General features: G+C 73.3%; 16 protein-coding genes and 1 riboswitch. Of the genes, 8 read left to right on the top strand and 8 right to left on the bottom strand.

The genetic code is table 11. The features are described 5' to 3' along the window. The first annotated feature begins 33 nt into the window (after window positions 1-33). Complete coding sequence (locus tag ACGF4F_RS00945; protein WP_357435837.1) at window positions 34-507, top strand: TIGR00725 family protein; 474 nt, start codon at window positions 34-36, stop codon at window positions 505-507. Window positions 508-512: 5 nt separating this feature from the next. Here the strand turns inward: ACGF4F_RS00945 and ACGF4F_RS00950 are convergent, their stop codons facing one another. Genes ACGF4F_RS00950 through ACGF4F_RS00960 form a run of 3 tightly spaced genes read right to left on the bottom strand, consistent with a single transcriptional unit; the run spans window position 513 to window position 2,952 of the window. Then, entirely contained in the window at window positions 513-1,190 is a 678-nt protein-coding gene (locus tag ACGF4F_RS00950; protein WP_357435835.1) for an HAD family hydrolase, read from the bottom strand. Continuing rightward, window positions 1,187-1,579 carry an MmcQ/YjbR family DNA-binding protein gene (locus ACGF4F_RS00955; RefSeq protein ID WP_357435833.1) on the bottom strand — a complete coding sequence of 131 codons (393 nt, stop codon included), beginning with the start codon at window positions 1,577-1,579 and terminating at the stop codon, window positions 1,187-1,189. Before ACGF4F_RS00955 ends, ACGF4F_RS00950 begins: the two co-directional genes overlap by 4 nt. Window positions 1,580-1,596: 17 nt before the next feature. Further along, window positions 1,597-2,952, bottom strand: a complete 1,356-nt coding sequence (locus tag ACGF4F_RS00960) for a BTAD domain-containing putative transcriptional regulator (protein WP_357435831.1) — start codon at window positions 2,950-2,952, stop codon at window positions 1,597-1,599. 165 nt (window positions 2,953-3,117) lie between these two features. Here ACGF4F_RS00960 and ACGF4F_RS00965 point away from each other — a divergent pair, with 165 nt between their 5' ends. After that, window positions 3,118-3,645 carry a hypothetical protein gene (locus ACGF4F_RS00965; RefSeq protein WP_357435830.1) on the top strand — a complete coding sequence of 176 codons (528 nt, stop codon included), beginning with the start codon at window positions 3,118-3,120 and terminating at the stop codon, window positions 3,643-3,645. A gap of 25 nt (window positions 3,646-3,670) precedes the next feature. Here the strand turns inward: ACGF4F_RS00965 and ACGF4F_RS00970 are convergent, their stop codons facing one another. Together ACGF4F_RS00970 and ACGF4F_RS00975 are read right to left on the bottom strand one after the other, a co-directional pair. Continuing rightward, window positions 3,671-4,894 (bottom strand): MFS transporter, encoded by a 1,224-nt coding sequence (locus ACGF4F_RS00970; protein ID WP_357435829.1) that lies wholly within the window; start codon window positions 4,892-4,894, stop codon window positions 3,671-3,673. Next, window positions 4,891-6,459, bottom strand: coding sequence for an AMP-binding protein (locus ACGF4F_RS00975; protein WP_357435828.1), 1,569 nt, complete (start codon window positions 6,457-6,459; stop codon window positions 4,891-4,893). The genes ACGF4F_RS00970 and ACGF4F_RS00975 overlap by 4 nt, the downstream gene beginning before the upstream one ends. 234 nt (window positions 6,460-6,693) lie before the next feature. Here ACGF4F_RS00975 and ACGF4F_RS00980 point away from each other — a divergent pair, with 234 nt between their 5' ends. The 6 genes from ACGF4F_RS00980 (at window position 6,694) to ACGF4F_RS01005 (ending at window position 13,170) form a co-directional block, all read left to right on the top strand. After that, entirely contained in the window at window positions 6,694-8,004 is a 1,311-nt protein-coding gene (locus ACGF4F_RS00980) for an SGNH/GDSL hydrolase family protein (protein WP_393073663.1), read from the top strand. A gap of 58 nt (window positions 8,005-8,062) precedes the next feature. Further along, a complete protein-coding gene (locus tag ACGF4F_RS00985; RefSeq protein WP_357435826.1) occupies window positions 8,063-9,280 on the top strand; it encodes a cytochrome P450 in 1,218 nt (405 codons plus the stop codon). A 9-nt stretch (window positions 9,281-9,289) separates the two neighbouring features. Continuing rightward, complete coding sequence (locus tag ACGF4F_RS00990; protein ID WP_357435824.1) at window positions 9,290-10,270, top strand: alpha/beta hydrolase; 981 nt, start codon at window positions 9,290-9,292, stop codon at window positions 10,268-10,270. Window positions 10,271-10,469: 199 nt separating this feature from the next. After that, complete coding sequence (locus ACGF4F_RS00995) at window positions 10,470-11,534, top strand: alpha-hydroxy acid oxidase (RefSeq protein WP_357435978.1); 1,065 nt, start codon at window positions 10,470-10,472, stop codon at window positions 11,532-11,534. 1 nt (window position 11,535) lies between these two features. Beyond that, the gene (locus ACGF4F_RS01000; RefSeq protein ID WP_357435822.1) at window positions 11,536-12,849 is read left to right on the top strand and encodes a PLP-dependent aminotransferase family protein; all 1,314 of its coding nucleotides are present in this window, start codon (window positions 11,536-11,538) and stop codon (window positions 12,847-12,849) included. Window positions 12,850-12,918: 69 nt separating this feature from the next. After that, window positions 12,919-13,170 carry a hypothetical protein gene (locus tag ACGF4F_RS01005; RefSeq protein ID WP_073836290.1) on the top strand — a complete coding sequence of 84 codons (252 nt, stop codon included), beginning with the start codon at window positions 12,919-12,921 and terminating at the stop codon, window positions 13,168-13,170. A gap of 179 nt (window positions 13,171-13,349) precedes the next feature. Here the strand turns inward: ACGF4F_RS01005 and ACGF4F_RS01010 are convergent, their stop codons facing one another. The 3 genes from ACGF4F_RS01010 to ACGF4F_RS01020 form a co-directional block, all read right to left on the bottom strand. Further along, window positions 13,350-14,786, bottom strand: coding sequence for a glycine hydroxymethyltransferase (locus ACGF4F_RS01010; protein WP_357435820.1), 1,437 nt, complete (start codon window positions 14,784-14,786; stop codon window positions 13,350-13,352). Window positions 14,787-14,804: 18 nt separating this feature from the next. Further along, a riboswitch (ZMP/ZTP riboswitch) is annotated at window positions 14,805-14,893 on the bottom strand. Window positions 14,894-15,096: 203 nt separating this feature from the next. After that, window positions 15,097-15,597 (bottom strand): hemerythrin domain-containing protein, encoded by a 501-nt coding sequence (locus ACGF4F_RS01015; protein ID WP_357435819.1) that lies wholly within the window; start codon window positions 15,595-15,597, stop codon window positions 15,097-15,099. A 117-nt stretch (window positions 15,598-15,714) separates the two neighbouring features. Then, window positions 15,715-17,241 carry a S8 family serine peptidase gene (locus ACGF4F_RS01020; RefSeq protein ID WP_357435817.1) on the bottom strand — a complete coding sequence of 509 codons (1,527 nt, stop codon included), beginning with the start codon at window positions 17,239-17,241 and terminating at the stop codon, window positions 15,715-15,717. Between the last annotated feature and the right edge of the window lie 314 nt (window positions 17,242-17,555).

Below are 17,555 nucleotides of genomic sequence, written 5' to 3' on the forward strand. Positions count from 1 at the left end.
GCTGACCCCATGACCAACCGCCGCAATGGAGGGATGCGGGTGCAGGTGGCGGTGTGCGGGCCGGCGAAGGCGTCGCCGGGCGAGGAGGCGTGGGCGCGGCGGGTGGGGGAGCTGCTCGCGCAGCACGGGGCCGTCGTGCTCTGCGGCGGGGGAGGCGGGGTGATGGCCGCCGTCGCCGCCGGCGCCCGGTCCCGCGGCGGCCTGGTGGTCGGGGTACGCCCCGACGACGGCACCGACCCGGGTGAGGCCGACGTGTCGGCGGCGGTGGTGACCAACATGGGACAGGCCCGCAACGCGATCCTGGTGTGGAGCGCCGACGCGGTGATCGCCGTCGGCGGCTCGTGGGGCACCCTCAGCGAGGTGGCGCTGGCGATGCGGCGCGGTGTCCCGCTGGCCGTGCTCGGCGGCTGGCAGATCCTCGACCCGGCCGGTGCTCCGCTGCCCGGCCCGCGGCACGTCGACACCCCGGAAAAGGCGGTCGACGTCGCGCTGCGCCGGCCGGGCTGACCAGGTCAGCCGAGCAGCGACAGCAGCTCCTCCGGCCGGCCGGCGGCCAGGTCCGCCGGCTCCGCGGCGTCGTACTGGTGGCCCCAGCCGGCCGCCACGGCCAGCGCGCCGCTGCTCCGGGCGGCCCGCAGGTCGAGCGGCGAGTCACCGACGTACGCGGCACGGTGGGGATCGAGCCCCAGCAGCCGGCAGGCCAGCTCGACGCCGTCCGGGTGCGGCTTGGGCCGCGCGACCTCGTCCCCGCCGAGGACCACCCGGAAGTGGCCGCGCAGGCCGGCCCGGTCGAGCAGGATCTCGGCGGCCCGGTGGCTGGCCCCGGTGAAGAGACCGACCGGCACCCGGCCGGCGACGTCGGCGAGCACGTCCGCGACGCCGGGATAGACGGTGACCTGCCCGGCGAGCGTGGCCAGGTGAGCGTGGTAGGCGGCGAGGTCCGCGTCGGTGGCCGGCCGCCCGATCAGATGCGTCAGCAGCGCGGCCGGCGGACCGAGCGAATACCCCGCGATGATCTCGGCGTCGGACAGCGCCGGCCCGCCGCCGTCCACGATGGCGGCCCGGTACGCCGCCGGCACCACCGCGTGCGACTCGATCAGGGTGCCGTCCATGTCGAAGACGATCCCGTCCACCCGCGCGTGCCCCCGCCGGGTACGTTCCGGCGAGCCGGAACGCGGGGCAGCGCTCACCGGGACTCCGCCCGGTGGGCGGCGGCGAGCCGTTTCGGGGCGCGGGCGTACCACGCCTCGGTGATCAGCTCGGTCAGCTCCGCGACGTCGATCCGGTCCAGGCGGACCAGCACGGCCGGATAACCGTCGAAGTGCGGTGTGGTGAAGTAGACGGTGGGATCATCGGCCAGCAGCGCCTCCTTGGCGCCCAGGTCGGGCACCCGGACGCCGAGGATCGGGCCGTCGGGGGCGGCGTCGCCCAGGGCGTCGAGGTCGGCGCGGCGCAGCGGCCGTTCCCAGACGAAGGACTTGTCCCGGACCCGCCAGGCGGGCAGGTCGTCGTGGCTGCCCCGCTCGGTGGTCTCCGGCAGGGCGAGCGCGATCCGGCGTACGTCATCCCAGGTCGCCATGGGCCGACTCTAGTGGCTCAAGCGATGTGACACAGGGCGCCCGCGCCCGACCGGCCGCACGTGCCGAGGCTGCACCACCGGCGCAGCCCGCTGTCGTCGAGGAACAGCCAGCCGCACGCCGGATCGGGGCAGGTCCGGATGGTGAGCCGGCGTGGGTCGGCGAGGAGTTCCGCAGCGCTCCAGGCGACCGCGTGCACCGGAAGCCGCAGCCCGGCCCGCAGGTCCGGCCACCATCGGCCGCGGCCGTCCACCCCGCGTCGGAACACCTGCACCTGGGCGGCCGCCTCGGCGTGGCGGGCCACCGCGTCGAAGGCGCGGTAATCGTCCGGGGTGGTCAGGCAGGCGTACAACCGGGCGCGCAACGTCCGAGCCTCGTCGAGCACGGCGGCGGCGTCGCGGGGATCCCGCCGGGCCAGTTCGATGAGCCGGGCCACCGCGACGTCGTCGACCAGCCCGACGTGACCGGCCCACACCGCCAGGGTGCGGTAGCCGCGCAGCCACTCGGCGCCGGGCAGTGGCGCCGGGTGCTGCCAGCCGGCGAAGGTGTTGCAGAATTCGAGCGCCGGGTGCCCGCCGACGCTCCATGGCAGGCTCTCACCGCGTACCCGTACCTCGTACATTCGGCGGCCCGGGCGGTCGAGCCGGTGGTCCGCGCGGAGGATCCGCCGGTGCACCTCGCGCAGCCTCGTCCCGGGATCGACGCCGAGGTTCTCCACCAGGGCGTGCCAGGTGGTCTGGTAGAGGGTCAGCGCCTCGGCCTGCCGGCCACCCTGGTACAGCGCGGTCATCAGGGTGCCGACGAGCTGTTCCCGGGTCGGGTGCCGGGCGACCAGCGGGGCCAGCTCGGCGGCCACCCGGGCGTGCTGGCCGAGCGCGAGCTGGGCCTCGGCCCGCAGTTCGACACCGGTGAGGCGGAGCTCCTCCAGCGGCCCGTGCAGCCGCTCGCGCAGCTCGTCGTCGGCGGTGTCGGCGAGCAGCGGGCCGCGCCAGAGGGCCAGCGCCCGATCGAGCAGGGACAGCCGCTCGGCCGGGTCGGTGGCGTCGCTGGCCCGGTAGCTGAGGCGGCTGAACTCGTTGATGTCGATCTGATACCCGTCGGCCTCCACCAGGTAGCCGTCGCGTCGGCTGCCGATCGTGACCCGGTACGGCACGAGGGCGGCGCGGAGCCGCCCGACGTACGTGTGCACGACGCCCCGGGCCGAGGCCGGCGGCTGGCCGTTCCAGAGCAGGTCGATGAGCCGGTCGGTGCGCACCAGGCGGCCCGGGTCGAGCAGCAGGAGGGCGAGGAGGCAGCGCTCCTGCCGCCGGTTGCTGAGCGCGACCGGTTCGCCGTCCTGGTAGGCCTCGAACGGGCCGAGCAGTCGGAACTCCATGTCAGGTTGACCGCCTGGCACCCGCCTCAGGTTGTCGTCTCCAACGAGCGGGTGCGCGCACCCGGAGTTCGATCACGGCGCGCGGGTGACGGACCGCGTGGTGAGGATCTGGTGAGCGGCGTCGGCGAGCCTGGGTCCTGATCGTGCGTCAAGAATGGAGTGATCATGCGTCGGATGTTCAACCTCGGGGCCGCCCTCGTCGTAGGCGCCCTGGTGGCCACGGTGTCCACCACTCCGGCCGGGGCGGCCGGGAACGGGGGCGGGCACGGCTGGGTGCCGGCTCCGCAGCAGCCGTTCGACCAGCCTGCCGGTGCCCGGTGCGACTTCCCGATCCACGTCGAGGCCGTGGTGGACGAGGTCCGCAAGAAGGTGCTGGCGGAGTTCCCGGACGGTTCGCCGCGTCGGGAGCTGTACCAGGGCGCGCTGCTGACCAAGGTGACGAACACCGCGACCGGGGTCAGCACCCTGCTGGACGCGGGCGGCATGGCGATGGTCGAGTACGCCACGGACGGCTCGACGACCTGGTACGTGACCGGGCCGGTGCTGTTCGGTTTCGGCGAGAACGGAGGCAACCTGCCGCGCGGCGCGTGGCTCATCGACGGGCAGTTCGTCGTCGAGTTCTCCCCGACGAACTTCAAGACCCTCACCATGGTGCATGGCACGACCCACAACGTCTGCACGGACCTGGACTGACGTCGGGGTGGTGGCACGGCCCGGCTCAGGCCGGGGTGGACATCGCCGGCTCCGCCGCCGGGCGGTCGGCGCGCGACCGGGTCAGCAGCAGCGGCCCCACGGTCAGCACCAGACAGGCCACCGCCATCACCAGCAGCGCCGGGGCCAACTCGAGGGCCGCCACCGACCAACCGCCGAGCAGCGCCCCCACCGGCAGGCCCAGGAAGGCCACCGACCCGGAGATGCCCAGCACCCGGGTCTGCAGCGGCGCCGGCACCCGCTCGTACAGGGCCGCGCCGAGCAGCGGGTTCACCGCCGCGATCGCCACCCCGGACAGGAACGTCACGGTGAGCACCACCACCAGTTCGTCGCTGAGGGCGAGCGCCAGCAGCCGGGGTGCGCCGCTGAGCGCCAGCCCCAGCGCGAAGGTCGACCGGCGGGGCAACCGCGTGCCGGCCAGCGTGAACAGCAGGTTGCCCAGCAGCGCCCCGCCCGAGAACACGCCGAGCACCAGGCCGAAGCCGGCCGGGTCGCCGAGCACCCGGTCCACCCAGAGCGGGATCCACACCGCGACGCTGGCGTTGGCGAACATGTTCGACGCCGAGACCACCACCAGCATGGTCAGCAGCGTCCGGTCGGTGCGCAGGTAGCCGAAGCCGCCGCGCAGCGCCCGCAGGTAGCTCTCCCGGGGCGCCGGCTCCGCCGGGGCGGGTGGCCGGACCAGCACCCCGATGAGCAGCGCGCAGACCGCGAAGGTGGCCGCGTCGATCCAGATCGCCCGGGTCACTCCCACCCAGTCGATCAGCAGCCCGCCGAGCACCGCCCCGAACAGCGTCATGCCCCGGGCCAGGCCGTCGTAGGCGGAGGTGAGCCGGATCAGCGGCACACCGGCGCGCTCGGCGGCGGGCTTGAACAGCACATGCTTGACCCGGTCGCCGATGCCGCGCAGCCCACCGGCCACCGCGACCAGCGCCAGCAGCGCCCCGAACCCCAGCCAGGGAGCCAGCGCCACCACCGCCATCGCCGCCGCGCTCGCGGCGTCGACCGTGACGGCGGTACGCCGCACCCCGAACCGGTCCGCCCACGGGGTCGCGAGGGCGCTGGAGAGCATGTACGGCAGGGTCTCCGCCGCCGCGACCAGACCCATCCGGGTCGGGCTGCCGGTGGTCTCCAGCACCAGCCAGGGAATGGCCACCACCGAGATCCGGGTGCCCAGGTTGGACAGCAGATCCGCGCCGACCAGGGTGTACAGCTCCCGACGCGGGGTCACGCCGGGCTGCCGATCACCGTGCCCACCGCGTCCGTGTCGGTCGGATGGGCGGCGGCGTACCGGGCGCGCAGGGCCCGCTTGTCCACCTTGGCGGAGCGGTTCAGCGGCAGCGCGTCGACGAACTCCACCGCGCCGGGCGCCCAGGTCTCGCTCAGCTCACGGGTGACCAGCGCGATCAGGTCGCCCCCGGTCACCGTCGCCCCCGGCGCGGGCACCACGTACGCGTACGGCAGCTCACCGGCCACCGGGTCCGGTACGCCGATGACGGCGGCGGCGCGTACCTCGGGGTGGGCGGCGAGCACGTCCTCGATCGGGCGGGAGTAGATCGGCCAGCTTCGCTGCCGGGTGAGGATCCGGTCCTGGAGCCGGTCGACCAGGTAGAGGTAGCCGTCGGTGTCGAGGTGGCCGATGTCGCGGGTCCGTACCCAGCCGTCGACCAGCGTCTCGGCGGTCAGTTCGGGCTGGCCGTGGTAGCCGGCGAAACTGAGCTTGGTGCGTACCCACACCTCGCCGTCTTCGCCGGGCGGCAGCACCCGGCCGTCGGGGTCCCGGATCTCCACCGCCACGTCCCCGTACGGCCGGCCGCAGGAGCGCAGCCGCTCCGGGTGTTCCGGGTCGTCGGTCAGCCCGGGCAGGGCACAGATCACCACGGCCTCGCTCAGCCCGTACACGATGCGCAGGCACGGGCCGAAGCGCGCGATCGCCTGGCGCAGCCGGGCCGGCGCGGCGGGCCCGGCGCCCACGTTGAACATGAACATGGCGGAGAAGTCGGCGCCGTCCAGCGCCGGATGGTCGAGCACCTCGTAGAGCATCGGCGGGGTGACGAAGGTGGAGGTGAGCCGCTCGGCGTCCACGGTCCGGATGAACGCCTCCGGGTCCCACCGCTCGCGCAGGAACAGCACCCCGCCGGTGAACAGGTTGAACAGCGTGGTGATCTGGCCGCTGGCCAGCCACATCGGCGAGTGCGACAGGTGCCGCAGCAGCGGGAAGCCGGCCGCCCGGAAGTCGGCGGCCAGGGCGAGGACCTGCCGGTAGAAGCTCTCCCGGTGGTGCACCAGCTTCGGCGTGCCGGTGGTGCCGCTGGTCTGCAGGAACGACTCCGGCGCGGGCACCTTGGCGGGCAGTTCCACCGGCTCGCCGCCCGCGGTGAGGTCCGGCCCGGCGCCGTCCGGCCCGAGGCAGAGCACCGGTACGCCGGCCAGCCCGGCGGCGATCTCCGCGCCGACCGGGTCGCGGGGGTCGTGGATGAAGGCGTCGGGGCGGGCCAGCGCGACGAACTCGTCGACCTCCCGCCGCGAGGTCACCGGGGCGATCCACATGCTCCGGCAGCCGAGCAGGTGCAGCGCCAGTTGCAGCAGCGGCCCCTCCACCGGGTTGCCGAGCATCACCAGCACCGCGTCGCCGGGGCGTACGCCGTGCCGCAGCAGCGCGCCGGCCAGGCCCCGCACCTCGGCGGCGACCTCGGCATAGGTCAGCCGGCGATCTCCGCCGACGAGCGCCTCCCGGTCGCCGAACCGGGCGAACAGCTCCAGTGCCTCGTGCACGTAGTTCGGCTGATCAGTCATCGCAGCGCCCCCAGGTGACAGGGTCGGCGACCGCACCGCCGCCGGGTTCGAGCCTAGGCACGCCGGGTCGGGACAGGACAGAGCCGAACGGCGTCGGCCGGCACCCGGCGGACATTCGATCATGTCGATCAGGTTGATTGACGCTCGTCATCATCGACAGCTAGTTTCCGGTCCATCGCCCGGGCCGTGTCGCCGACTCGTGCCACGCCCGGGGCTGCCAACGATGGAGGATCAATGCCGACCCCGAAGAGATGGCACGTCATAGCTTTCGCCGCAACGATGCTGATCGCCGGCACCCCGGCCGTCACCGCCAGCGCCGGCCCCGCCGACAACGACGGCGCCCTGCCGGGGCGTACCGAGTGGGCGGGCAGCTGGGCCGCCGCGGTGACCCGCGGCAACACCGTCGGCCTGACCAACACCGGCCTGAACAACCAGAGCATCCGGATGACCCTGCAGACCTCCGTCGGCGGTGACCGGCTCCGGGTCCGGCTGACCAACCTCTACGGCGAGCAGGCCGTGCAGGTCGGGCATGCCACCGTCGCCCGGCCCGACACCACCACCCCCGACGACCTGTCCGACATCGACCCGGCCAGCGTCCACCCGCTGACCTTCGACGGCGCCGCGTCGGCCACCATCCACAAGGGCGCCGAGCTGCTCAGCGACCCCCTGGCCTTCCCGGTGACGGAGCAGGAGGACCTGGTCGTCACCCTCTACTTCCCGGTGCTCACCGGCCCGGTCACCTTCCACGGGCAGTCCCGGGTCACCAACTTCATCGGCGCCGGCGACCTCACCACCGCGGCCGCCGGCACCGGCTTCACCATCCGGCCCAACTGCTGCTGGATGTTCCTGTCCGGCATCGACGTGGAACGCCGGCTCAGCCCCGGCGCGGTGGTCGTGCTCGGCGACTCCATCGGCGACGGCAACGGCAGCACGGCCAACACCGACCGGCGCTGGCCGGACCTGCTCGCCAAGCGGCTCATCGACGCCCGCCCCGAGGTACGCACCCCGGGCGTGCTGAACCTGAGCCTGTCCGGCAACCGGCTCAACCACGAGGGCACCGAGCCCGGCGCGGGCGGCTTCCCCGGCTACTACGAGCTCGGCCCCAACGCGCTGGCCCGGCTCAACGAGGACGTCTTCCCGCAGACCGGGGTGCGGACCCTGATCACCCACCTGGGCATCAACGACATCTGGATGAACGGCGACAGCGCGGAGCGCATCATCGCCTCGCTGCGGCAGATCAACCGGCAGGCCCAGGCCCGCGGCCTGACCAGCCTGGTCGGCACCATCACCCCGTACGAGGGCAACGGCGGCCCCGGGGTGTGGACGCCGGAGAAGGAGACCACCCGGCAGGCGGTGAACAGCTGGCTGCGCGGCACGGGCGCGACCGAGTTCGACGGGGTGCTCGACTTCGACGCGGTGCTGCGCGACCCGGAGCACCCCGCGCGGCTGCTGCCGGCGTACGACGCCGGGGACCACATCCACCCGAACGACACCGGGGCCCAGGCGATGGCGGAGGCCGTACCGCTGCGGCTGCTCGGGCTGTGACACCGGCGGGGCGGCGTGGACAGCACGCCGCCCTCGCCGCCGATCCTGGGGAGGAACGATGGATGTCGACGAGATCCTGACCGGCCTGTACAGCGAGCCGGGCCGGCAGGACCCCTATCCGTGGTACGCGGCCCTGCACGAGCACGGGCCGATCAGCGCCATCCCGACCCGCGCCGAGCACAGCACCGTCACCGCCGTCGCCGGTGGGTACGACCTGGTCGACCAGGTGCTGCGCGACCCCGAGTGGTACAAGGGCAGCCCGCCGGGCTGGCAGGAGCAGGAGATCCTGCGTACCTTCCTCACCTCGATGATGTTCATCAACCCGCCGGACCACACCCGGATGCGGGCCGTCTTCGCGAAGACGTTCACCCCGCGCCGGCTGGGCGCGCTGGAGCCGGTGATCGTCCGGGTCGTCGAGGAGCGGCTGGACCGGCTGGCCGAGGCTGGCGCCGACGGGGGCGAGGTCGACTTCGTCGCCGACTTCGCGTACCCGGTCCCGGCGCTGGTGATGGCCGAGTTCATCGGCCTGCCCGAGGCCGACCTGGCCTGGTACCGGCAGCGGGTCGACTGGATCGACGAGTACATGGACGTCGCCGGCAAGACCCCGGAACGGCTGGCCCGGGCCAACCAGGCCGCCGACGAACTGCGCGCGTACTACCGGGACCTGATCGCCCACCGGCGTCGGCAGCCCGGCGAGGACCTGATCAGCGGGCTGGTCGAGGTGCTGGACGCGGGCGGCGTCGAGCTGACCGAGGAAGAGCTGATCAGCAACCTGATCGTGCTGTTCAACGCCAGCTTCGTCACCACCGTCTACATGTTCAGCAACGGCCTGCCGCTGCTGCTGGGCCACCCCGACGTGGTCGCCGCGCTGCCCGGCGACGACGCGCTGGCCCGGGGCTGCGTGGACGAGGTCCTGCGGATGGAGAGCCCGGTGCACTTCCTGGCCCGCTCCGCGCCGCGCGACACCGAGCTGGGCGGCGTACCGGTCGAACGGGACGAGAACGTGCTGCTGCTGATCGCTGCGGCCAACCGCGACCCGTCCCGTTTCCCCGACCCGGACCGCTTCGACCCGCACCGCGCCGGCCCGCCGTCGCTCGCCTTCGGGGTGGGACTGCACTTCTGCCTCGGCTCGGCGGTGTCCCGGCTGGAGGGGCGGCTCGCCCTGCCTCGGCTCTTCGCCCGCTTCCCCCGCCTGACGATCACCCAGCCCTTCACGTACAGCGGCAGCCTGTTCCTGCGCGGCATCGACAAGCTCTTCGTCACCACCGGCAACTAGGAGGACGTGATGGCGCTCGATCCGCAGGTGGTCGCGTACCGGGCCGAACGGGCGGCCGCCGGCACCGCACCGCTCTACACGCAGAGCCTGGCCGAGGCCCGCGCGGCCGACCTCGCCGCGATCCGCGCCGGCGCCGGCGCGGTCGAGCCGGTCCACGAGGTACGCGACACGCACCTCCCCGGCCCGGACGGGCCGCTCCCGGTGCGCATCCACCGGCCGGCCGGCGACGGCCCGCTGCCCACGCTGGTCTACTTCTTCGGCGGTGGCTGGACGCTCGGCAGCGTGGACACCGCCGACGGGATCTGCCGCCGGCTGGCCAACGCCACGCCCTGCCAGACGGTGACCGTCGGCTACCGGCTGGCCCCCGAGCACCGCTTCCCGGCCGCGGTGGAGGACTGCTACGCGGCGCTGCGCCGGCTGGCCGGGCACGCCGACGAGTACCGGGTCGACCCGGACCGGCTCGCGGTGGGCGGGGACAGCGCCGGCGGCAACCTCGCCGCCGCGGTCACCCTGCTGGCCCGCGCGGACGGCGGCCCCCGGCTCGCCGCCCAGCTGCTGGTCTACCCGAACACCGACCAGCGGCCCGGTGCCGGGCCGGCCGGCGACGAGGACGCGCTGCTGTTCAACCGGCACTCGGTCGACTGGTACCGGCGGCACTACCTGGCCGACCCGGCCGACGCGGCCCACCCGCTCGCCTCGCCGCTGCTCGCCGAGGACCTGTCCGGCCTGCCGCCGGCGTTGGTGATCACCGCGGAACACGACCCGCTGTGCGACGAGGGGGAGCGGTACGCCGGGCGGCTGCGGGACGCCGGCGTGCCCACCGACCTGACCCGTTACGCCGGCATGATCCACGGATTCTTCGCCATGCCCGGCGTGTTCGACGCGGGTCGCCGGGCGCAGGAGCAGGCGGCCGCCTTCCTGCGGGACCGCTTCCGGCTGGGGGTCGCGTCGGCGGCCGGGTCGATTGCGGGTGGGTCGGACCGTGGCTGAGCCGACCGACGAGCTGGTGCTCGGATGCCAGCCGGCGCCGGCCGGGCCGGACGGATCCGCGCCGGCAGCCCCGTCCGGCGGCGGGCCGGCCGCCCCGGACGCGACCGCCCCGGCCGGACCGGCCGCCGCGGACCCGGTCGCCCCGGCTGGACCGGCCGCCGGCGCCTCGACCGCTGCCGGGTTCGTCCCGCCGGCCAGCCTGGCCGGCTTCGCCGAGCTGGCCCGGGCCGTGCTGCCCGGCGACGTGTGGGACTTCGTGGCCGGCGGCAGCGGCGCCGAGACGACCCTCGCCGCCAACCGGGCCGCCCTGGACCGGGTGGCGGTGCTGCCCCGGGTGCTGACCGGGGTGGACCGCCCGCGCACCGAGGCGGCGCTGCCCGGCGGCACCTACGCCCTGCCGGTGGCGGTCGCGCCGATGGCGTACCAGAGGCTGCTGCACCCGGACGGGGAGCTCGGCCTGGCCGCCGCCGCCCGGACCGCCGGCGTGCCGTACGTGGCGAGCACTCTCGGCAGCACGCCGATCGAGGAGATCACCGCGGCCGGTGGCAGCGTCTGGTTCCAGCTCTACTGGCTGCGTGACCGGGGCCTGGTGGCCGACCTGCTGGACCGGGCCCACGCCGCCGGCTGCGCCGCCCTGATGGTCACCGTCGACGTGCCGGTGCTCGGCCGGCGGCTGCGCGACGTCCGCAACGGCTTCGCCCTGCCGCCGCAGGTCACCGCGGCGAACCTGCCCGGTGGCCGCGACGACCTGGCCCACCAGGGCACCCCCGGGGTGTCCGCCGTCGCGGTGCACACCGGCGCGGTCTTCGCCCCGGCGCTGAGCTGGGCCGACCTGGCCTGGCTGCGGGAGCGTACCCGGCTGCCGTTGCTGGTGAAGGGTGTCCTGGACCCGCGCGACGCGGTCCGCGCCGCCGAGGCCGGTGCCGACGCCGTGGTGGTCTCCAACCACGGCGGGCGGCAGTTCGACGGCGCCCCCGCCACCGCGACCGTGCTGCCCGAGGTGGTCGCGGCGGTGGCGGACCGCTGCGCCGTGCTGCTGGACAGCGGCGTGCGCAGCGGCACCGACGTGCTGCGCGCCCTCGCCCTCGGCGCGGCCGGCGTGCTGGTCGGCCGACCGCTGCTCTGGGCCCTGGCGACCGGCGGCCGGGCCGGCGCCGAGGCCGCGCTGGCGCTGCTCGCCGCCGAGCTGCGCGACGCGCTCACCCTGACCGGCTGTGCCGACCCGGCGGCGGCCCGGCACCTGCGCACCCTGACCGGAGGTTGACGTGGAGCCGGTGGACCTGACCGTCGCGGCCCTGCACCGCAGTGTCGACGACCCCGCGCTGAACTCGATGAACTTCCTCAACGAGGTGGCGCAGCACTACCCGGACGCGGTCTCGCTCGCCGCCGGTCGGCCCTACGAGGAGTTCTTCGACTCCGCCGTGCTGCACCGGCACCTGGACACCTTCCGCCGGCACCTCGCCGACGACCTCGGGCTGAGCCCCGCCCAGGTCGACCGCACCCTGCTCCAGTACGGCCGGACCAAGGGCATCGTGCACCACCTGATCGCCCGTAACCTGGCCGTCGACGAGCAGATCACCGTCGACCCGGAGACGATCGTGGTGACGGTCGGTTGCCAGGAGGCGATGTTCCTGGTGCTGCGGGCGCTGCGGGCCGGACCGGAGGACATGCTGCTCGCCGTCGCCCCCACGTACGTCGGGCTGACCGGTGCGGCCCGCCTGGTCGACCTGCCGGTGCGCCCGGTCGCCGGCGGCCCGGACGGAATCGACCTGGCCGACCTGCGCGCGCAACTGCGCCGGGCCCGGGCCGAGGGGCTGCGCCCGCGCGCCTGCTACGTGATGCCCGACTTCGCCAATCCGTCCGGGGTCAGCATGGACGTAGCGCAGCGGCGGCGGCTGCTCGACCTCGCCGTCGACGAGGAGTTGCTGCTCATCGAGGACAACCCGTACGGCCTCTTCCCGGCCGGGGGCACCGAGCGGCGGCCGACGCTCAAGGCCCTGGACGGCCGGCGCCGGGTGGTCTACCTCGGCTCGTTCGCCAAGACCGTGCTGCCCGGCGCCCGGGTCGGGTACGTGGTCGCCGACCAGCGCGTCGCCGGCTCCGACGGGACCGTCGGCCCGCTCGCCGACCAGCTCGCCAAGATCAAGAGCATGATCACCGTGAACACCTCGCCGATCGCCCAGGCGGTGATCGGCGGGGCGCTGCTGGCCCACGACTGCTCATTGGTCGCGGCGAACGCGCGGGAGCGGGCCGCGTACGCCCGCAACCTGCGGCACCTGGTCGACGGGCTGGCCCGCCGCTTCCCCTCCGGCGGCCCGGTGCGCTGGAACGTGCCGGCCGGCGGCTTCTTCGTGGTGGTGACCGTGCCCTTCGGCGTGGACGATGCGCTGCTGCACCGCTCGGCCCGCGAGTACGGCGTGCTCTGGACCCCGATGGCCCACTTCTACGACGACGGAGCGACGGTGAACGCGCTGCGGCTGTCGGTGAGCGCGGTCACCCCGGACCAGATCGACCTGGGCCTGGACCGGCTCGCCGCCCTGGTCACCGACGAACTGGCCGCGCTGGCCGCCCCGGCTTGACAGCACAGGGTCGCCGGTCCGCCACCCCCCGTGCGTCCGGTGCTGGAAGTGACCGTAGATAATGGACGGATGGTTGCCTGGGAGTACGCGTTGCTGGTCCGTCGCTATCAGGGGCAGGGCCGGAATTTCCACGTCACGTTCGTCTGGTACGCGCCGGACGGGTCGCGCACCGACGTGACGGCGTACGGGGACACCGCCATCGGGCACCTCAACCGGGTCGGCCGGGAAGGCTGGGAGCTGGTCTCCGCCGCCGAGGACGTGAACAACGTCCAGGGCAGCACCGAGGTGCACCGCTACCACCTCAAGCGCCCCCTCCGCTGACCGAGCCCTGCCCACCGGCCCACCCGCCCCACGGACCCGCCCCGTTGATCATGAGGTTCGCAGCGGAGAGAGCGTTTTCCGCTGCCGCTAACCTCATGATCAACGGGTGGTCCAGCCGGATGTGCCGACGCCCCGCGCGGCCGGAGGCCGGGCGGGGCGTCGGGAGCGGGGGCGGTCGGTCAGGCGAGGTTGATGGCGGGGTAGAGGGGGAAGGGGGCGAGCAGTTCGCTGGCCTGCTTGCTCACCTTGTCCGCCAGGGCCGCGTCGAGCACGTACTTTGCCTTGGACGGGGTGCCGTCCGGGTTCGCACCCGGGGTGGTCTGGGTGAGCACGGTGTGGATCAGCTCGGCGGTGGCGTCCATCTCGGCGGTGCCGAGGCCCCGGGTGGTCAGCGCCGGGGTGCCGATCCGGATGCCCGAGGTGTACCAGGCGCCGTTCGGGTCCTGCGGCACGGCGTTGCGGTTGGTGACGATGCCCGAGTCCAGCAGCGCCTGCTCGGCCTGCCGGCCGGTGAGGCCGTACCCGGAGACGTCGATCAGCACCAGGTGGTTGTCGGTGCCGCCGGTGACCAGCTTCGCGCCCCGGCGCAGCAGCCCCTCGGCGAGCGCCTGGGCGTTGGCGACGATGCGCTGCGCGTAGTCGGCGAACTCGGGGCGGCGGGCCTCGGCCAGCGCGACCGCCTTGGCGGCCATCACGTGCGGCAGCGGGCCGCCGAGCACCATCGGGCAGCCGCGGTCGACCTGGTCGGCCAGCTCCGGGCCGCAGAGCACCATGCCGCCGCGCGGGCCGCGCAGCGACTTGTGGGTGGTGGTGGTGACGATGTGCGCGTGCGGCACCGGGTCGAAGTCGCCGGTGAAGACCTTGCCCGCGACCAGGCCGGCGAAGTGCGCCATGTCGACCATGAAGGTGGCGCCGACCTCGTCGGCGATCTCCCGCATGATCCGGAAGTTGACCTTCCGGGGGTACGCCGAGTAGCCGGCGACCAGGATCAGAGGCTTGAACTCCCGCGCCGCCTCGGCGACCTTGTCGTAGTCGACCAGCCCAGTGGCCGGGTCGGTGCCGTAGCTGCGCTGGTCGAACATCTTGCCGGAGATGTTCGGCCGGAAGCCGTGGGTCAGGTGCCCGCCGGCGTCCAGCGACATGCCGAGCATCCGCTGGTTGCCCAGCTCCCGGCGCAGCGCGAACCAGTCCGCCTCGGTCAGCTCGTTGACCTGGCGTACCTGGGCCTTCTTCAGGGCCGGGGACTCCACGCGGTCGGCCAGGATCGCCCAGAAGGCGACCAGGTTGGCGTCGATGCCGGAGTGCGGCTGCACGTACGCGTGGGCCGCACCGAACAGCTCCCGGGCGTGCTCGGCGGCGAGTGCCTCGACGGTGTCCACGTTCTGGCAGCCCGCGTAGAAGCGGCGGCCGACGGTGCCCTCGGCGTATTTGTCGCTGAACCAGTTGCCCATGGCCAGCAGGGTGGCGGGGGAGGCGTAGTTCTCGCTGGCGATGAGCTTGAGCGACTCGCGCTGGTCGGCCAGCTCCGCCCCGATGGCGTCCGCCACCCGCGGCTCGACGGCGCGGATCACCTCCAGCGCGCTGCGGAAGGCGGTGGATTCGGCGTTCAGCGACATGCGACCTCCTGATGACGTGCGGAAGGCCCAGGCGCTCGGCGTGCGTCCTCGTGACGGGACCGCTCCCCGATGGTGCTCCATCCCACGCGCCAGTCACGGCCCGCGCCGATCCTACCGGGTCCGCCCGGGCCGGCCCGGTCCACCTCCGGCCGCTCGGGCAGTTCGTGCCGGCCAGCACCGGCCGGCAGCCGAGATCGGCGTTCACCCTGGCGGGCCGGGGTGGGGCTGGACGCTGGCTGCCCTTCGTCGCGGGCGGGGCGATCATGACGCGGGACCCGGCCCACCGGTCCCGCGTGGCGTCGGGGGTCGCTCAGGCCGTCACCGCGTCCAGTGACTTCTTGAGCGCCTTCGGGGCGGTGGGGGTCTTCGGCGCCTTCGGGCGCAGTTCGATCATGCGCGCGCCGATCTCCTGCAGCTGGTTCCGCCCGAGCGCCGCGCGCACCTTCGGGAACCACTCTTCCTCTTCCTCCTGGACGTGGTGCAGGACGTTCTCGATCAGCACCGTCGTCTTGGCGGTGTACCGCTCGTCCTCGGCATCCATGGAGAAGAGCTCGAAGCAGAGCACGTCCGCCACGTGGTGCTCCTCGTACGACTCGAGGATGTCGTCCTCGACGTCGGGCACCAGCTTGCGGACCTCCGGGTACATCACCTCGTTCTCCAGGTAGGTGTGCACGGTCAGCGCCTCGATGATCTGCCGGACCAGCTGCTGCCGTTCGCTCGCCGGCCCCTCCTCGGCGTCCTGGAACGCCTTGAACAGGCGGCGCATCTCCTTGTGGTCCTCTTTCAGCCGGACGATGGCATCGGTGGACACCGGGTGACCTCCTCGAGTCGGCGGATGCCGCCCCCGGTACCCCCGCCCGGAACAGCGCAAACAGCAGGACGGGGCCCGGCGTGGGAACGCCGGACCCCGTCGCTGGTGGTGCGGGTGTTACTTGACCACGTTGAACGCGTCGACCATGCCGGCGCCGTAGAACCCGTTCCGCGCACCGCCGGAGCAGTACGACGGGCCGATGTTGTGCGGCCACGTGGCCGGCGGAATCGGCACCGGCCAGTTCGGCACCGGGTCGTAGACGCCCGCCGGGCAGGACTGCGCCACCGCCGTACGCTCCAGGAACGCGGACAGCTGGCCCGGGGTCATGCCCGGGTGCGCCGACAGCGCCAGCGCCGCGACACCGGTGGCGTGCGGGCCGGACATCGAGGTGCCCTGCTTGTAACCCCACCCGTTGACCATGTTGCCCTGGGCGTTCAGTCGTCCAACGGTCGACAGAATGGTATCGGTGGAGGTGGAGCGGGCACCCTGGGTGCGGAACCGGCTGTCACCACCCGGGGCCGTCACATCGACCACGCCCTGGCCGTACGACGAGTAGTAGCTCTTCTGCCCGGTCGGGCCCACCGCCGAGACGGTGACCACGCCGGGCGCCTCGGCCGGCAGGTCAAGGCAGGCGCTGTTGAGATCCACGCGAGGCGTGGGATCCTGCCCCTCCGGCAGGTTGTTCGGGCTGTCGTAGTCGGTGTTCTTGTGGGCCAGGTCGTAGTTCGAGTTGCCCGCGGACGCGATGTTGAGCACGCCCTTGGACTGCGAGTAGCGGATGGCCCGCTGCACGGCCTGCCATACCGGGCGCTGGCGTGCGTCGTTGCGGCAGTTCAGCTCCCACGGGTCGATGAAGTAGCTGTTGTTGGTCAGCTGCATCCCGTGGTCGGCGGCCCACATGAACCCGCAGACCGCAGCCTCGGGGAAGATGGAGCCGCCGTTGTCGACGACCTTGACCGCCGCCACCTTCACCCCCGGCGCGATGCCGGTCACGCCGACGCCGTTGACGGCGGCGGCGATGGTGCCGGCCACGTGCGTGCCGTGGTCGGAGTTGGTCGGGTTCCAGGCCGCCTCGGTGGTGTCGGTGACACCGCCGATGCAGGACACGCTCTTGTCCTTGGCGATCTGGCTGGCCAGGTCGGGGTGGCTGCTGGAGATACCGCTGTCCAGCACGCCCACCACGACGTTGGAGTTGCCGCTGTTGACGGCGTGGGCCTGCGGGACGTGGATCATGTCCATGTCCCACTGCTGGCCGTACATCGGCTCCTTGGTCGGGTCGCCGGTGGCGTTGGCGACCTCTTCCGCGGAGACCTCGATGGTCTCGCCCTCGTCGAGGGCGGTGCCCAGGCCGGCGGTGGACGCGACCGACTCGACGCCCGCGCCCGCCACCTGGGTGGCGAAGTCGGGGTTGGTCGAGCGGACGACGAGCACGCCGATCTGGTCGTAGCTGGCCACGACGGTGCCCTTGGCGGCCGCCACGCGGGCGGCGGCCTTGTCGGTCTTGCCGCCCTGTGGGGCGAGGACCAGGAACGTGGTGTCCGGTCCGGCTGCGGCCGCCGGTGCCAGCCCGCCGGTGGTGGCGAGGCCGACGCCGAGCGCCACGACGGACGCTGCGGCCAGTGTCTTGCGACGAAGGTTCTTCACACAGACTCCCAGAGGGCCGATCCAGCCGAGCCCCACTGCCTGGCGGACAGGGGGTCGGCGGAAAACGAGCAGGCTGCTCGCTTTCGAGGGATCAGCGTAGGGAGTTGCTGTGGTGTTACACACAGCCGAACGGACGAACAACAACCGTCAGACGGTGACCCATGAGTGGGACTCGATCGCCGCGTCAACCCTGGTGAGCTGCGCCCTTGCCCACGCATCCAAGAACTCCTACAGTTACGGCCGCGAATTGCTGATGTTGCTAAGCGTGACGGGGGACGCCATGCTCGAGCTGCACACTCTCCTGCCAACTCACC

Origin of the sequence: Micromonospora sp. NPDC047740, assembly GCF_043204735.1 — a bacterium.
In the GTDB taxonomy this organism is placed as follows: Bacteria; Actinomycetota; Actinomycetes; order Mycobacteriales; family Micromonosporaceae; genus Micromonospora.

What these genes read in the sequence shown, in the direction of transcription:
- ACGF4F_RS00965 (WP_357435830.1), top strand. Translation starts at nt 3,118, where the DNA reads ATGCGTCGGATGTTCAACCTCGGGGCCGCCCTCGTCGTAGGCGCCCTG.
- ACGF4F_RS00960 (WP_357435831.1), bottom strand. Translation starts at nt 2,952, where the DNA reads ATGGAGTTCCGACTGCTCGGCCCGTTCGAGGCCTACCAGGACGGCGAA.
- ACGF4F_RS00985 (WP_357435826.1), top strand. Translation starts at nt 8,063, where the DNA reads ATGGATGTCGACGAGATCCTGACCGGCCTGTACAGCGAGCCGGGCCGG.
- ACGF4F_RS01010 (WP_357435820.1), bottom strand. Translation starts at nt 14,786, where the DNA reads ATGTCGCTGAACGCCGAATCCACCGCCTTCCGCAGCGCGCTGGAGGTG.
- ACGF4F_RS00945 (WP_357435837.1), top strand. Translation starts at nt 34, where the DNA reads ATGCGGGTGCAGGTGGCGGTGTGCGGGCCGGCGAAGGCGTCGCCGGGC.
- ACGF4F_RS00975 (WP_357435828.1), bottom strand. Translation starts at nt 6,459, where the DNA reads ATGACTGATCAGCCGAACTACGTGCACGAGGCACTGGAGCTGTTCGCC.
- ACGF4F_RS00980 (WP_393073663.1), top strand. Translation starts at nt 6,694, where the DNA reads ATGCCGACCCCGAAGAGATGGCACGTCATAGCTTTCGCCGCAACGATG.
- ACGF4F_RS00955 (WP_357435833.1), bottom strand. Translation starts at nt 1,579, where the DNA reads ATGGCGACCTGGGATGACGTACGCCGGATCGCGCTCGCCCTGCCGGAG.
- ACGF4F_RS01005 (WP_073836290.1), top strand. Translation starts at nt 12,919, where the DNA reads ATGGTTGCCTGGGAGTACGCGTTGCTGGTCCGTCGCTATCAGGGGCAG.
- ACGF4F_RS00990 (WP_357435824.1), top strand. Translation starts at nt 9,290, where the DNA reads ATGGCGCTCGATCCGCAGGTGGTCGCGTACCGGGCCGAACGGGCGGCC.